Below are 14,504 nucleotides of genomic sequence, written 5' to 3' on the forward strand. Positions count from 1 at the left end.
ACGTGCGGCGCATGTCCTGCTGCGCGGCGCGGAGCCCACCATCGGGTTGCTGCGACACCTCAGGCCGGACGTGCCGACCGATGCCCAGGTGCTCGAGGCGCTGGACGCGCTCGCGAATGACGGTCGCGTCCGCCGTGGAGACCTCGTCGCCCGTCTCGCCGTCCCACGAAGGCACACCAGGCACCGGTGAGGACCGCTCCCTCACCGAGGTCCAGCCCGTCCGCGGAGTTTTCGTTCCCCGGTTGAACAATGCGGCTGGATTCGCGTCATGCAGAGCGAACGGCGGTCTTCCGCGCCCCCGGGAGGCCGCCGTCCAGCCCGGACCAGACGACCCAGACCTCACCTAGGGAGCCATCATGAGCATTCTCATTCCCGGAGCCGACCTGGACGCGCGTGACGCCGCCGGGGGCGGCCTTCACGTGGCCGCCGGTCAGGGGGTGACCAAGTGGTTCTCCGGTGACGTGTACACCGTTCGCCTCCAAGCGGCCCAGACCGGCGGCTCCGTCGGCATCGTGGAGGCCAGCGTGCCCCCCGGCGGCGGCCCGGTCCCGCACACCCACGCCGAGCAGGAGGAAACCTTCTACCTACTCTCCGGCGAACTCGAATTCCTGGACGGCGAGCGGACCTTCACCGCGGTGACCGGCGACATCGTCCACATCCCCCGGATGGTTCGGCACCGGTTCAAGAACGTCGGCGTGCACACCACGAGACTGCTCTTCATCTACACCCCCGCCGGCGCCGAAGGCCTGTTCGTGGAAGGCGGCGACGAGCCGAAGCCGGGCGTACAGGTCGACAACTGGGGACCCGAACGTTTCGACGACCGCATGCTGGGCCTGTTCCACAAGTACGGCGTGGAAGCTGTGTAACCACGGGTTCCGCACCCCGTGTGCCACCGCGCTCGTCGTTGTCACGAGGTCGGTGGCCACCCCGAACGGCTCAGCCGAACCACGAGCCGGCTGAGCGGCGCGAGCGCCGGCGCCTGCCTCAGAAAGGACAGCCACCGGCGCTCGCATCATCCTCGGATCCGCACGGCGCGAATCGCCGATCGCGTACATAGTTCCTCGACGCCGGAATCAGCGGTAGCCGTGCGGAGAACGCACCAGACCAGCCGCCTGCTGTGTGTCGTGAGCGAACAGGAGGATGGCCGATTCGGCTTCGGCCAGCTCCACCAGACGCCGGCCGGAAGCTCGGGCGGCCACCGGGTCGGCCTGGGCGGTCCAGCTGCCCTGATCGATGCCGGCCTGGCTGTGGAGCGCGTCGCCGCAGATGATGAAGGTGCCACTCTCCGGCAGTCTCACCACCACCGACTGGTGGCCCGGAGCATGGCCCGGGGTCGCGACGACTTCGACGCCGGGGAAAATCGGCCCGTCACCGTCGAGCAACTCGAAACGCAGACCCGGCAGATTCCAGTACCGGTTGGGGAAGGCGGGGTTGCCCAGCGCTGCCGCATAGTGCTCTCGTTGCACGAGGAAGGTCGCACGGGTGAAGAGGTCGTTGTTTCCCGCGTGATCGAAATGAAGATGCGTGTTCACCACGAAGTCGATGTCGTCCGGACCCAGATCGAGCAGCCGCAGCTGGTGCTCCAGGTCGTCGTCCGGGGCCATCGACGGTGTCAGAACGTCGGCAAGGGCGGTGCCGCGCCAGGTCACGAGGGGATCGTTGACGTGCAGTCGGCTCATCCCAGTGTCGACCATGACATTCCGGCCGTCATCGAGGCGGAGCAGGTAGGCCAGGACGGGGAGATCGACTCGCCCGCCGGCGCCCGGTGCTGCCAGGTCCGTCCTGCAGCCGCAGACGCCCAACGGGATCACGAACATTTCCACGGCTGCCCTCTTCCGTCCGGCCGGCTCGGCGGATCGCGACGCAGTCCGTCACGACACCTCTACGTCCTCCTCAACGGCAACGGCGACCTACCGTTCAGTACTCGAAGATTCCGCACGCTGGCGCCAGCCCGGCCACAACCGTCCGTTGAAGAACTTCGGCAGATCACCGGACAGGCACCACGCCAGCCACTCGCCGTGTGACATCTTCATCCTCGTCCAGGCCAGCAACGAAGGATCGAAGTAGACCACCTCACCGGGCGCACGGTGAACCGTGGGCGCGGCCGGCGCCTCGGACGGATGCGAGGGTTCACCGCCCGCTGCTCGGGGAAGGTCCAGCCGAAGCGGATGGCAGCCAGACGCACGACGGTGGTCACCATCACGCACATGGTGCCGGCGATCGGGATCGGTGTGCCGAACTCGGCGAGCAGGATGAGCGTCCCGGCCCCGGCTCCGGCGGCGACGGCATACAGGGTTCCCACCTGGAGGAACGAGATCGGCCGGCTCAGGATGACGTCACGCAGCATGCCGCCCCCGATGGCCCCGATGACACCGACGACCAGCGCACCCGCCACACCGACGCCGAGCGACAGCGCCTTCGAGGCCCCTATCCCGCCGAACAGCCCCATGACGACCGCGTCGAGCAGGGTGATCAGCCAGTCCGCCCGCGCGAACACCGGCTGCAGCACCATGCCGAGAATGGCTGAGGCGGCAGCCACCAGCAGATACCAGTTCATCCAGATCACGACCGGCCGCTGATTGAGCACGATGTCGCGCAGCAGACTTCCCCCGAGCGAGACGGCGAGCCCGATCACGATGACGCCGAGCACGTCGATGCGGCGGTGCCTCTCCCCGGCCGCGAACAGGGCGCCCTGGAGGCCGCCCAGTCCCGCGGCGAGCAGTTCGATCCAGAGCTCCACCTGGAACGGCGAGACGGACATGGGGTCACCCTCCGGCAAGCCAGGGGCCGGCTCACGTGGGGTGCGAGCCGGCCCGGATGAAGTGGTGGGCGCGTCAGCGAGCGCCGCTGTTGGCGTTCTGCGCGGCGGTCGCGATGACGTCGGAGACGACGCCGGCCTGGGTCAGGAAGAGAGCATGGCTGGCCGGGACGTTGGTGATCTCGGCGCCGATGCGCTTGGCCATGTGCTGCAGCATCGCCTGGTCGAACGCCCTGTCCTCGGTCGCGATGACCGCCCAACTCGGCTTGTCCCGCCAGGCCGCCTTCTTCACCGCCGTCGCGAACGCCGCCATGTTGATAGGCACCTGCGAGTCGCGGAGGAAGGCGGCGTCGGCGTCGCTGGTGTCCGCGGCGAAGCCGGCCTGGAACTTGTCGCTGTTGATGAAGCCGTATCCGTCTTCGGCGACATCGATCACGAAGTCGGGCGTCGCGGCGAATCCCTCGTACTGCTGGGCGGTGGTCTCGCCGGAATCGGGGGCCAGGGCTGACACGTAGACCAGGCCGGCGACCTTGGGGTGGACTCCCGCCTCGGTGATGACCGTGCCGCCCCAGGAGTGGCCCACCAGAATTGCCGGACCGTCCTGCCGGTCGAGCACCCTGGTGGTCGCCGCGACGTCGGCCTCCAGCGAGGTGAGCGGATTTTGCACGATCGTGACCCGGTAGCCCCGGGCCGTCAGATTGTCGTACACGCCGCGCCAGCCCGAACCATCAGCGAACGCGCCGTGCACGAGCACGACGTTCTTGATCTCTTGACCGGTGGTACTCATGGATTCGTCCTTTCAGATGCCGCACCGTCATGCGGAGCGGTTCAGGCGGCTCGGCTCAACGTCTATCGGCAATATATTGCGTATTGGATACCAGGACAAGGTGATTGCCGACACCGGTCACCGGGTCAGAGCGCAACGGCCCGGCCTTCGTACAGGTCGAAGTAGGTCTGTTGCAGAGTCGCGACGTGGTTGCCGAGTTCGGCCGGGTCGGCGACGTCATGGCCGATGCCCCACTCAGCCGGGACGACGAAGCTGTTCGACGGGCCCAACGACGACGTCACCGAGGCGGCCCGGTCGAGGTCGATGAACGTGTCGGCCGGCGAGACGACCAGCCCGACCGACTTCAGCGTGGGGCTCGGTTCGCCGTCGAGATTGCGGGCGATCCGCAGATACTGCGACAGGGCGGCATACGAGAGGCCGCTGCTGTTGAAGTGATCGGGCAGCAGCCGGTTGCCGTAGAGAACGATCACCGGCTTCACCTGCCAGGCCGGCGCCTGCGTCGCGGACGGAGCGTAGAACGGTGACAGAGCCAGGAGTCGAACCACCGGCCGATGCACCGTCAGCCACGTCGCCAGCACCGCTCCGCCCGAGATGCCGACCACTCCGACCTCGTCGCCGAGCCCAGCCGCGGAATCCCATGATTCGGAGGCGTACGCGAGAAGCTCGTCGGCGTGCAGTCCGGCGTGCGCCTCCGGGTCCGTGACACCGTGCCGCGGCGCGCGCGGCACGAACACGTTGTACCCCTGGTCGTAGTACTGCTGGGCCAGCGACGAGAACTGAGCCGGACACTCGGTGTAGCCGTGGAGCATCAGCACCGCCTTGGCCGCGCGGCCGGGATGGACCAGTGCTCGCGTACGACATCCTGTCGTCACGGCCGGATCAGCCTCGTCCCGCGCGACCGCCTGAGCGACACGGGCCTGCGCCTCGGTGAACGAGACCGGGCGGGCGGCGCCCTCGTCGAGGCCGAGTGGCCAGGCATAGATCGCGCCGACCGCCATCAGGACGACGAGGACGAGAGCGGCGCCGAAACGAAGTAACTTTCGGAGGTTCATGAGACGGCTGACGGACGCGGTCGCTCGAAGTTCACCCCCGAGGCTTTCTGAGCGGGTCGTTCCGGACTCGCGGCGTATCCGGGGTGAATCGCGCACCGGCGCATGGTGGTCCTCACCGACTTCGACATTGTCGACCTCGAAAGCCCTCATGCCGCAACGAGCGTCGTCCCGAGAGAACCCATCGGTCGGCAGGAACACACCGGCTGAGCCGATGTCGTTCGCCACGGGCGACCGCTCGCATTGCGGCTCAAACCGACGCCGAGGCGGCCGACTCGCGGATCCGCTCTGCTCACCGGCCGCCGCCGGATCCGACGATCTCACCCTCCACATGTACGTGAATCAGTTCGTCCTGGTCTCCCAGGGCGTCCCAGAACTGCTGGAAGACCTCAGCGCTCATGGTCTGTCCTGCGGCCGGCTCGGTGCGGTCGGGCGACGCCTGCTGGAAGAGTGCGTCGCGGCCCGGACGAACGCCGTTGCCGACCATCGCTGAGGCGTGCGCGACGTCGAGAGCATGGTCATGCTCGGCGCCGACCTGCGTGACCGGAATCAATGCGTGGTCACCGTGGTTCTCGACGTTCCTTTCCGGTACAGGTGCACGGCCGAGGCGAGACGATCCGGTCCGCTCGGCACCGCCCGTCCTCGACCATCGGAAGCGGCGCCACCGGCGTCTCGACCCGAGCCCGGCACAAATCATGATGCGTTTGTCCGTCCGACAGGCGCACCGGCAAGCGCACTGAATCGAGGCGGTGGCCCTCGTCAGCCTGGAACGCTCTGCGAGGACGACTGCTGCACTCGGGCCGCCAGGGCCGGGTCGAAGAGCGAGGCGATCGGTGCCAGCATGTTCGCCACCCGGAGGAAGGCGGCACCGACGCTCGGGTCGGTCGCGGCCGCGGCACGGAGCGCATCCAGATAGCGGCCCGCCTGCTCGTCCTCCGGGCTTCGCACACCGTCGACCCCGGGAAAACGTAGGTCACTTCCGGTCGCCAGGGCCCACGGTTCGGCCAGCAGTTGAGCCGCCTCGGCGAAGTAGCGCTGGGCCAAGCGGTGGTCACCGTCCCGCAGCAACGACTCGAGCAGCTCAGCCTCGAGCACAGCCACCGTGATGCCCTGCCCGTAGAGCGGGTTGAAATTGCCCATCGCATCGCCGACGACCAGGAACCCGTCGAGGTAGCGGTCCAGCTTGTCGAAGTGCTTGAGAGAGCTGGCCGGGTTCCGCATCTTCGCGGCATCGTCGATCGGCACCGCCGTACGAAGCACCTCGGCGATCTCGGGAGCGGCCAGTGTCGACGCGAACGCGAGCATTCCCTCGGCATCGGTCGGCGGCTCGTCACCGAGGATGCCGGCCAAGAACACAGCGATCTGGCCGTTCTCCTGCTGTACGGCCGCCCCGCTTCGAGGGTTCGCCGGATAGGCGCCGGACACCACGGCGTGCCGACCACCCGGCTGGCCCGGCTTCAGCTGGAAATGACGAGTCACGTAGACCACGTTCGTCCGGACCACTGTCTCATCCGGCGTGGGGTAGCCCAGCTCGCTCAGCCAGGCCACGGCGCGCGAGCCTCGGCCGGCCGCGTCCACCACCAGATCGGCCCGCATGTCCCGCTCGGCGCCGTCCTCGTTCACCGGCCGCACCCGTACACCGGTGACCCGGCTGCCCTCGATGAGCAGGCCGACCGCCTCAGTCGAGTCGACGACGGCGACATTGCCCAGGGAACCGGCGCGCTTGCGGATGAGGCTCTCGATGAGCGGCCTGGTGGCCAGATAGTTCGGCGTGTCCGCCGTTGCCCGGGCCAGTTTGTGACCGTCGAGGTAGTAGTGATAGTCCCCCAGCGCGTCGGCGTGCGGAGCCCCGGCCGCCGTCAGTTCGCCGAGAAAGCCGGGGAACAACGTCTCCAAGCCGGCGGCACCACGGGCGGTCACCCCATGGACGTGCCGGCCCTGCGGAACCCCGCGCCGTGCCAGTGGTTCGGCCGGGAGCGAGTCCCGGTCGAGCACCGTGACCCGCTCGTACGAGGCATGCAGCGCACGGGCCGCGAGAAGCCCGGCCACGCTGCCACCGATGACGATCGCGTGCCGGCCGGATCGAGACCCAGCTTCGTTCTCCATGAGACCTTGTCCTCCAAGACTGTTGCGACGCGCACGGACCATGCCCGGTCCGTCTCGAGAGACACCGGCCCCCGGACGTACCTTCGGTTCTGACTACGTGTCCGCACCCGGAAAGTTCAGGGCAGGATGCTCGACCGACCACCACAGCCTCGACACCCGGACCGGTGCTCGGGTCAGAGGACTCGGAGGAGCGCGATCGGCTACTCGCCACGGCGGATCAGGCGGCCGAAGGCAGCCGTAAGCGCTCATCCTGATGTCTGAGCTCGAAGTGCCGTTGGCCGCCGGTCACCCACGAACGGATGGACCAGCCTCCCGGCCGACGCCCACCGCGGTCGATCGATCGGGACAGCGCGTAGCAACCCACATTCGCCGCTCCGGCCACCGCCTCGATACGGGTCACCCCCGCCGCCTCGCTCTGTTCCAGCAATCCATTCACGAGTAGCCGGCCGACACCACGACGCTGCCAGACGTCCGCCACGAGAACGGCGAGCTCGGCCGGCTGCGGAGAGTCGGGCAGCCACACGCATTCGGCCATACCGATGAGGTCGCCGTCGACGAGCGCTACGTGACCGAGCCATGCCCGGCCACCGGACTCCGGACGCCGCAACGCGGCGATGTAGGCCAGCGGAAGCCGGCTGTTGCCGGCCATGAACCGACTGGTCAGCGTGTCCGGGGAGAAAGACGGCTCGGCCTTCTGGAGACGCTGCAGATCGCCCTCGACCCAAGGTCTTGTGTAAAGGTGTGTCCCCATGCTACCGACAACGTCCATATTTTCCGGTAGTTCATCGGGCCGTTCCCTGACCCCGTCGATCTGCCCGATCCGGGTGACGAGGGCGCCGACCGGACCACGGAGGACGGTCACACCAGCGCCGAGGGTGAACCTTCGACAGGGCCCGCCGTCGACCATCGCGACGCCGTCCACCACTCGCTCGTCGATGAGGTCATCGTGAAATTCCCCTTTCGCATGCGCTGGTCCATCAGCGGATCCGCCTCCCTGGAGCGGTACGTCGCCAACCCCTCCGAGCTGCGCCGGTCCTTCGAGATCGTCACCCTCGACGCGCGGTACGCCGAGGTTGTCTGCGAGGTCGACCTGTTGCCGCTGAACCCCCGTCCGTACGAGCCCGTGATGGTGCAATTCCTGGTCGGGCACCCCACCGCCGCACGCATCACCGTCCACGGTGACGGCGACACCCACCTCGTGAGGGTGCCCGGATTCGCCGGGGTCGAGGACGAAGTGCGCATCGTTCGAGGAAGCGGCACCGCACCGGCGGAGCCCGGCACCTTGATGGTTCCTGCCGGCTCCGTCTTCGAGCTCGTGGAGGCGATCTGCGCCCACAACGAGCCACCCGGCCCGGTCGAACTGGTCGAGCAGGACATGGACTGAGCCGAACAAGACACCGGGACCATCGAGAATCCGGCGGACCGAACGTCGATCCTCGACGCGACTCGTCGCGCCGGTCCGCCGCGATCCCCGCACTGTCCTCGACGCGGCGCGCCTAAAGAAACCATAAGGGCCGCACTGACGTCGCCTTGATGTCCGGACATGCAGCCTGTCACCCCAGCCACCGGAAGAGCCGAGACCGCCGCCTGCGTCGTGCAGTCAGTTCTCCCTCCGCGGCCCGGCATCCGAAATTCCACGAGAAAGGACACCGATGCGTGTTCGATGGACAGCTACCGTCCTGAGCATGGTCATGGTGGCGACATTCACCGTCAGCGCGCCGGCAATGGCCATACGCGGCGGTCATGAAGCGGCGAAGCCCTATTCTTTCGCCGGATCGCTGCAGCGTCCCGACTCGCCTCGGGACGACGGCCACGTGTGCGGTGTCACCCTCATCGCGTCGCGATGGGCGCTGACCGCCGGGCACTGCACCCGAAACGCGGGCGGCGCACAGGTCGGCACGCCCCGCGACTGGAAGGTCCGGATCGGCTCGGTCAGCGCCACCTCGGGTGGCCGGGTCGTTGGAGTCGACAAGTTCTACAGTTACTCGGCCCATCCCGTGGCGGACGGCGACATCGCTCTCTTGCGCCTGGCCGCTCCCGTTGCAGCCGTGCCCGCGAAGCTCCCGGCGATCAGGGTGGCCGACCACACTCCTACCCGCATCGTGGGCTGGGGCGTCACGTGTGCGGAACAGGAACCGCAGTGCTACCCTGACCGGCTTCACGAGGCAGACACCACGATCCAGCCCGCGGCCACCTGCGACCGCAGCGGCATCGTGCACGAACGTGAGCTGTGTGTCGGTAGTACGGACGGCAGCGTCGCCGCCACCAACATGGACTCCGGTGGCCCCGCTCTGGTACGCACCGGACGGCGCTGGACCATCGTCGGCACGGTCAGCGGCAGCAACGGCGATGATCAACCGGTCGTCTACACGGATGTCCGCTACTTCGTCGGCTGGATCAGAGGAATCGTGAACGGGACCACCGTCCCGGACGACACCGCTGTGCCCGACCTCGAGGGTGCCGTCTCCTTCAACGGCTGCTCGGCCTCCGTAGTGCGGACCACATCGTCGTCCGCCAACGATCCGGCGCTGCTTCTGACCAACGGCCACTGTGCCACCGAACGACCCGCTCCGGGCGACGCCACTGTCGACCAGCCGGACAGCCAGACCGTCCGCATCCAGGACCGTCAGGGCTACGTCCAGGCCACCGCCAGGACAACTCGGCTTCTCTACGCCACCATGACCGGTACGGACGTCGCGCTCTACCGCCTGGACAAGACATACGCCCAGCTAGGAACGAAGGTATTCACCCTCGCCAGGACGGCTGCCACTTCCGGGACACACTTGTCGATCATTTCCGGCGGCGCCGGGGCCCGATACGCGTGCACCGTCGACGCCGTGGTCCCGCATCTCCGCGAAGCCGGCTATCAACAGGACCGCTCGTACCGGTACGAGCGGGGCTGCGAAGCCACCCACGGCACCTCGGGAGCCCCCTTGGTGCTGGCCGACGGCTTCACGGTCGTAGGGGTTCACAGCACCGGCAACGACAGCGGGGAGCAGTGCACCGAGAACAACCCCTGCGAGGTCGCCACCGACGGCACGGTCAGCGCGGAACAGGGCCGCCGCTACGGGCAACGCACCACGATGCTCCCCGCGTGTCTCACCAAGAACTCACAATTGGACCTCACCAGGCCGGGTTGCGGGCTTCCCGATCCGGCCAAGGCCAATTAGGGAACCGTCACACTTTCCCCAGGGCTCGCGGGTAAGCCAGTGAGGACCAGGTCGGGGACGACGCGCCTGGTCTTGCGCTGGGCGACGACACAGTTGGGGAAGGCGGCGAGCGCGCGCTCCCATCAGACCGCGCGCTCGTCCCCTCTCTCACTTCGCGGGCCAGGTAGTCGTGGAGGAGTCCGGGTGAACTCCCCTCGTTCCCGAGCGTTGTAAGCCTCGGGAGGAGTGTCATAGTGAGTCTGGCCCAGCTGTTACTCGAACCGACTCGGCTTGCTACGGAAAGCCTGGCCCGCTGGCACGGCGAAGGTGTCGCCGTGCAGCTGCTCGAACGAATCACCGCACCCTCGGATGACGACGCTCCGAGCCGGCTCGCGTTTGCCGAGCGGCCGTCCGCTCTGGATCTGGCCGAGTTGCTGCAGCTGCCCCGGCCGACGATGCTCCAGCATCGTTCGGTACGGCTGAGCACCACTCGCGGAACGGTAGGCGTCGCCTACTCGGCGGTCGTCCTCAGCCGGATCGACGAGGAGGAGCGCCGGCGGTTGACCCAAACCGCGGGTTCGCTCGGCCGCATGCTGCAGCCGCGCGGGATCCGTAGGAAGACCCTGTCGATGCGCCTCGACGGTGACGGCGATCCGGATACGAACGTCGTCCAGACCCGCACGCTGATGTACCGCGGGAACCGAGCCCTGGGATATGTCCACGAGAAGTTCTACTCCCAGCCGACGAACGTCGACTCGGTCATGGGGCTCACCGAACTCGACGATCCGATCGGCAGCAGATCATCGCCCGGGACCTGGCCCTTCGAAAGACCCGGAGGACGCCCCGACCGCCCGTCTCCGGTATCTCCGCGCCCGAAGCAATCCAGTAACGAGGTGTAACCGATGTGGCAGACTCGATTGCCGGTACGCGTCACGTCTACCGTCGGCCTGCTTATCTGCCGCCCCCGTCCGGAACGGTGGCTTCGGCCGTCGTCGGCCGCACGCCGGCCGTCGTTCAGCCCTATCTCCGGCTGATGCGCCTCCAAGGGCCCATCGGAACCTGGCTCTTCGTGCTGCCCGGCTGGTGGGCCCTGAGTCTGGCCGCCCCGGGCGCCCCGGACTTCCAGAAGATTCTCCTGTTCGGCCTCGCTGCGCTGCTCATGCGAGGTTCGGCCTGCGCAGTCAACGACGTCGTCGATCGCGAATTCGACTCTCAGGTCGCCCGCACAGCCTCCCGGCCGGTTGCTGCGGGGGCAGTGAGCGTCACCAATGCGGTGGTCTTCGCAGCAGTCCAGGCCGTCGCATCGCTTGCCCTGTTCTGGTGGGCCGGCGAGAAGGCCGCCATCATCGTCCTTGTCTGCCTCCCCACCTACATCATCTATCCGTTCATGAAAAGGATGATCTCCCTTCCGCAGGCGTGGCTCGGGTTGTGTTTCAACACCCTCGCCTTCGCCGGCTGGGCCGCCGTCACAGGAACGATCGAGGCGCCGGCCGTCCTCCTGTGGACCGCGGGCGTTTTCTGGACGCTGGGCTACGACACCATTTACGGGCATCAGGACCGAGAGGACGATCGCCGGATCGGCGTGAAGTCAACCGCTCTTCTGTTCGATCGAGCCACACGCCCGTGGGTCGGTTTCTTCTACGCTGCCGCGATTGCCGGCTTGTCTGCCGCCGGCGTCATGGCTCACGTGCAGTGGCCCTTCTACGCCTTCCTGGGTGCGGCCGCCGCGCACCTGATCTGGCAGCTGGCCACCCTCGACATCGACGACCCGGTGCGCTGCCGCCTGTTGTTCGTATCCAATCGCGTCACCGGGGGTCTCATCCTCCTGGCCACCGTCTTCGGGCACTGGGGTTGACCGCTCGCCGATCGGGCGGTCCCCGCCCCGGGCGACACGTGTCTCAGCTCGATCCAGATGTGCCGATACCGATTCAGCGGGAGAAACAAGATGAAAAAGCTTCAGGTCGATGTCGGGATCGTGGGCGCCGGACCCGCCGGTCTCACTCTGGCCAATGTGTTACGTGAGCACGGAATCACCGCGATCGTTGTCGAGAAGGGCACGCGCCAGGAGGTGGAGACGAAGGCTCGCGCGGGCCTCATAGAGCACCGGACGGTCGCCTTTCTCGAACGAGCCGGTCTCGCCACCGAACTTCTCGCGAACGGGATGACCACCGACAGTTGCACCTTCATTCACGAAGGTGAGGCGTTCTCCGTCCCCTACGCCGACCTGGCCGGAGGCCGCAAGCACCACATCTATCCTCAACAGTTCCTCGTGCGTGACCTGATCGCCACCTACCTGGGCCGGGGCGGAGACATACTCTTCGCGCACGAAGTCACTGCCCTCGACGGCGCCCACGGGGCGCAAGCGGCGACCATATCGGCCAGTGCGGTGGACGGCGCCGAATCCGTGGAGATCAGGTGTGATTTCATCGCCGCCTGCGACGGGAGCGACAGCATCGCCCATCGAGCCGTCCCGGAGTCGATCCGGATGCCCGTCACGCACCGACACCCCTTCCGCTGGCTGGCTCTCCTCGCGGAGGTGCCACCGTTCGTCAACGAGATCGTCTACGGGATGCACCCGACCAACGGGGCAGCGCAAATGCCACGAACGCCGGCCGTCAGCCGCTTCTATCTGCAGATCCAGGACGGGGAGAAGGCCGGCGACTGGAACGACGAGCGCATCTGGACAGCTCTCGGCGACGTTCTGGTCGTCAAGGATCACCCCGTCACCACCGGCGTCATCACCGAGAAGACGATCATCGGCCGGTCGGACCACGTATCAAGGAACATGCAACACGGGCGCATCTTCCTACTGGGAGACGCCGCCCACACGATCTCGCTGGCCGGCGGCAAGGGGATGAATCTTGCCATCGCCGACGCCGAGGCTCTGGCCGCAGCCATGGCCGCGTACTACGGACAGGACGACGAACGGCCGCTCGGGAACTACACCACCGATCGGCGGGGCAAGGTCTGGAAGGCCGTCCTCTTCTCGCACTGGCTGATCAACCTCTTGCACAGCGCTCCGGGCGACGTCGCACAGGCAGCGTTCTCGAACGAACTGCGCATCGCGACCATCAACGAGCTGCGCTCCCACGGCCCGACGGCCCGGATGTTCGCCGAGGAGTACGCCGGAGAGTGACCGGGCCCCGGCATCGCCCTGGCGATGCCGGGGCAGTCAGGCACTGCTCGGAACCAAAGGCGTGTCGGAAGCCACCGGGTCCACATGAACCTGCGGGGTCAGAGCCGAGGCGATAGCGCTGCCGACGGCGAACGCCGCAGCCACCAGCAGACCCCGTTGGAACCCGCCGACCAGGGCCTCGGTGGTGGTCACGCCGTCGGCGAGCAGGGCCGTGACATGGCCGGAGGACACGGTCGTCACCACGGCGACACCCACCGCGCCGCCCACCTGCCGACCCGTGTTGATCACCCCGGAGGCAGTCGCGGCGAGCTCGGGCAGGACGTCGGCGACAGCGGAGATCTGTCCGACGGTCAGGGTGCCGACCACGCCCACACCGAAGAGCGCCAGACCTGGCATCACCGTGAGGGCGTAGCTGCTGTCGCTGTCCGCGCGCGACAGCAGCACCAGCCCGGCGGCAGCCAGCGCCGAGGTTCCTATCTGGACGGGTCTGGTCCCGAAGCGGTTCACCAGGCGGGCGGCGGCGACAGCGCCGATGATGCCGGTGACGCCCATCGGCAGCAATCGCAGCCCGGCTTCGAGCGCGGAATAGTGCCGTACCTGCTGAAAGAAGATCGAGGCCAGGAAGAACAGGATCAGGAACGCGGCGCCGTTGAGGGTCAGCGCGATTGTCGAGCCGCTCATCGTCCGGGTGCGGAACAGGGAGAGCGGCACCAGCGGCCCGGCCGAGCGCCGCTCCACCCAGGCGAACAGAGCGAGCAGCACGACTCCCCCGGTCAGCAGGCCCACCACCTCGGCCGAAAGCCACCCTGACGCGTCCGACCGGATGACGCCGAGCACGACGGCGAGCAGCCCGGCCGTGCTCAGCAACGCCCCGGCGACGTCGAAGGTCCGCTTCCCACTGCTCGGGGCCTTGCTCTCGGGCAGCAGCAGCATCGCCAGAGCCGTGACCATCGCGGCAATCGGCACGTTGACCAGGAAGATCCAGCGCCACGACCACTGGTCGACCACGATTCCGCCGAGGATGGCGCCGAAGGTTCCGCCGAGCCCGGCCAGAGCGCCCCAGATGCTCAGGGCGACGGCCCGCTGCCGGCCGTGGGCGAAGAGCAGCGTCACCATGCCGAACGCGGCCGGGGACAGCAGCGCGCCGCCCAGGGCTTGCACCGCGCGCAGCGCGATGAGCTGTTCAGGCGTCGAGGCCAGCCCCGCGAGCAGCGAGGCCAGCCCGAACAGCAGCAGTCCGGCCAGAAAGATCCGCCGCCGCCCGACCAGATCAGCCAGGCGGCCGCCGAGCAGCAGGAAACCTCCGAAGACCAGGGCGTAGGCGCTGACGACCCACTGGAGGTCCGTTGTCGAGGAGAACCCGAGCGTCTCGATGCCGGGCAGCGCGATGTTCACGATCGTGACGTCGAGCAGAACCATGAACTGGGCGACCGCCAGGACCATCAGGTGAACCCAGGGCCGGTCGGAGACGCGAACTTTCCATGACGTACGCACGTCTGGTCAGACGGCTCACCGGCGC

General features: G+C 67.7%; 15 protein-coding genes. 6 read left to right on the forward strand and 9 right to left on the reverse strand.

The genetic code is table 11. The features are described from left to right. The first annotated feature begins 356 nt into the window (after positions 1-356). A complete protein-coding gene (locus LXN57_RS42880; protein ID WP_251804051.1) occupies positions 357-866 on the forward strand; it encodes a cupin domain-containing protein in 510 nt (169 codons plus the stop codon). A 207-nt stretch (positions 867-1,073) separates the two neighbouring features. Here the strand turns inward: LXN57_RS42880 and LXN57_RS42885 are convergent, their stop codons facing one another. The 8 genes from LXN57_RS42885 to LXN57_RS42915 form a co-directional block, all read right to left on the reverse strand. Next, entirely contained in the window at positions 1,074-1,817 is a 744-nt protein-coding gene (locus LXN57_RS42885) for an N-acyl homoserine lactonase family protein (protein WP_251804096.1), read from the reverse strand. Positions 1,818-1,910: 93 nt separating this feature from the next. Then, positions 1,911-2,033 (reverse strand): DUF2625 family protein, encoded by a 123-nt coding sequence (locus tag LXN57_RS48455; protein WP_369077304.1) that lies wholly within the window; start codon positions 2,031-2,033, stop codon positions 1,911-1,913. Beyond that, positions 2,030-2,761, reverse strand: coding sequence for a trimeric intracellular cation channel family protein (locus tag LXN57_RS42890; protein ID WP_251804052.1), 732 nt, complete (start codon positions 2,759-2,761; stop codon positions 2,030-2,032). Before LXN57_RS42890 ends, LXN57_RS48455 begins: the two co-directional genes overlap by 4 nt. 73 nt (positions 2,762-2,834) lie before the next feature. Beyond that, complete coding sequence (locus LXN57_RS42895) at positions 2,835-3,545, reverse strand: alpha/beta fold hydrolase (protein ID WP_251804053.1); 711 nt, start codon at positions 3,543-3,545, stop codon at positions 2,835-2,837. 125 nt (positions 3,546-3,670) lie between these two features. Next, complete coding sequence (locus LXN57_RS42900; RefSeq protein ID WP_251804054.1) at positions 3,671-4,597, reverse strand: hypothetical protein; 927 nt, start codon at positions 4,595-4,597, stop codon at positions 3,671-3,673. A 289-nt stretch (positions 4,598-4,886) separates the two neighbouring features. Then, positions 4,887-5,147 carry a hypothetical protein gene (locus LXN57_RS42905; protein WP_251804055.1) on the reverse strand — a complete coding sequence of 87 codons (261 nt, stop codon included), beginning with the start codon at positions 5,145-5,147 and terminating at the stop codon, positions 4,887-4,889. Positions 5,148-5,353: 206 nt separating this feature from the next. After that, the gene (locus LXN57_RS42910; RefSeq protein WP_251804056.1) at positions 5,354-6,700 is read right to left on the reverse strand and encodes an FAD-dependent monooxygenase; all 1,347 of its coding nucleotides are present in this window, start codon (positions 6,698-6,700) and stop codon (positions 5,354-5,356) included. A gap of 217 nt (positions 6,701-6,917) precedes the next feature. Further along, positions 6,918-7,622, reverse strand: coding sequence for a GNAT family N-acetyltransferase (locus LXN57_RS42915; RefSeq protein ID WP_251804057.1), 705 nt, complete (start codon positions 7,620-7,622; stop codon positions 6,918-6,920). A gap of 24 nt (positions 7,623-7,646) precedes the next feature. Between LXN57_RS42915 and LXN57_RS42920 the strand changes: the two genes are divergently transcribed. From LXN57_RS42920 to LXN57_RS42940, 5 genes are all read left to right on the forward strand, one after another. After that, positions 7,647-8,084, forward strand: coding sequence for a hypothetical protein (locus tag LXN57_RS42920; protein ID WP_251804058.1), 438 nt, complete (start codon positions 7,647-7,649; stop codon positions 8,082-8,084). Positions 8,085-8,385: 301 nt separating this feature from the next. After that, positions 8,386-9,870, forward strand: coding sequence for a S1 family serine peptidase (locus tag LXN57_RS42925; protein WP_251804059.1), 1,485 nt, complete (start codon positions 8,386-8,388; stop codon positions 9,868-9,870). Positions 9,871-10,184: 314 nt separating this feature from the next. Further along, positions 10,185-10,748, forward strand: a complete 564-nt coding sequence (locus LXN57_RS42930; protein WP_251804060.1) for a hypothetical protein — start codon at positions 10,185-10,187, stop codon at positions 10,746-10,748. Between the two features lie 5 nt (positions 10,749-10,753). Then, entirely contained in the window at positions 10,754-11,704 is a 951-nt protein-coding gene (gene ubiA, locus LXN57_RS42935; protein WP_251804061.1) for a 4-hydroxybenzoate octaprenyltransferase, read from the forward strand. A gap of 90 nt (positions 11,705-11,794) precedes the next feature. Next, a complete protein-coding gene (locus LXN57_RS42940; protein WP_251804062.1) occupies positions 11,795-12,985 on the forward strand; it encodes an FAD-dependent monooxygenase in 1,191 nt (396 codons plus the stop codon). Between the two features lie 36 nt (positions 12,986-13,021). On the opposite strand, the gene LXN57_RS42945 is transcribed toward LXN57_RS42940, so the two are convergent. Beyond that, complete coding sequence (locus LXN57_RS42945; protein WP_251804063.1) at positions 13,022-14,428, reverse strand: DHA2 family efflux MFS transporter permease subunit; 1,407 nt, start codon at positions 14,426-14,428, stop codon at positions 13,022-13,024. Positions 14,429-14,504 lie beyond the last annotated feature (76 nt).

The sequence above is a fragment of the Paractinoplanes hotanensis genome (genome assembly GCF_023717965.1).
GTDB lineage: Bacteria > Actinomycetota > Actinomycetes > Mycobacteriales > Micromonosporaceae > Actinoplanes > Actinoplanes polyasparticus.

Excerpts from the sequence above, each read along its gene's own strand:
- LXN57_RS42880 (WP_251804051.1), top strand. The coding sequence starts at position 357 with ATGAGCATTCTCATTCCCGGAGCCGACCTGGACGCGCGTGACGCCGCC.
- LXN57_RS42885 (WP_251804096.1), bottom strand. The coding sequence starts at position 1,817 with ATGTTCGTGATCCCGTTGGGCGTCTGCGGCTGCAGGACGGACCTGGCA.
- LXN57_RS48455 (WP_369077304.1), bottom strand. The coding sequence starts at position 2,033 with ATGAAGATGTCACACGGCGAGTGGCTGGCGTGGTGCCTGTCCGGTGAT.
- LXN57_RS42890 (WP_251804052.1), bottom strand. The coding sequence starts at position 2,761 with ATGTCCGTCTCGCCGTTCCAGGTGGAGCTCTGGATCGAACTGCTCGCC.
- LXN57_RS42895 (WP_251804053.1), bottom strand. The coding sequence starts at position 3,545 with ATGAGTACCACCGGTCAAGAGATCAAGAACGTCGTGCTCGTGCACGGC.
- LXN57_RS42900 (WP_251804054.1), bottom strand. The coding sequence starts at position 4,597 with ATGAACCTCCGAAAGTTACTTCGTTTCGGCGCCGCTCTCGTCCTCGTC.
- LXN57_RS42910 (WP_251804056.1), bottom strand. The coding sequence starts at position 6,700 with ATGGAGAACGAAGCTGGGTCTCGATCCGGCCGGCACGCGATCGTCATC.
- LXN57_RS42925 (WP_251804059.1), top strand. The coding sequence starts at position 8,386 with ATGGTCATGGTGGCGACATTCACCGTCAGCGCGCCGGCAATGGCCATA.
- LXN57_RS42940 (WP_251804062.1), top strand. The coding sequence starts at position 11,795 with ATGAAAAAGCTTCAGGTCGATGTCGGGATCGTGGGCGCCGGACCCGCC.
- LXN57_RS42945 (WP_251804063.1), bottom strand. The coding sequence starts at position 14,428 with ATGGTCCTGGCGGTCGCCCAGTTCATGGTTCTGCTCGACGTCACGATC.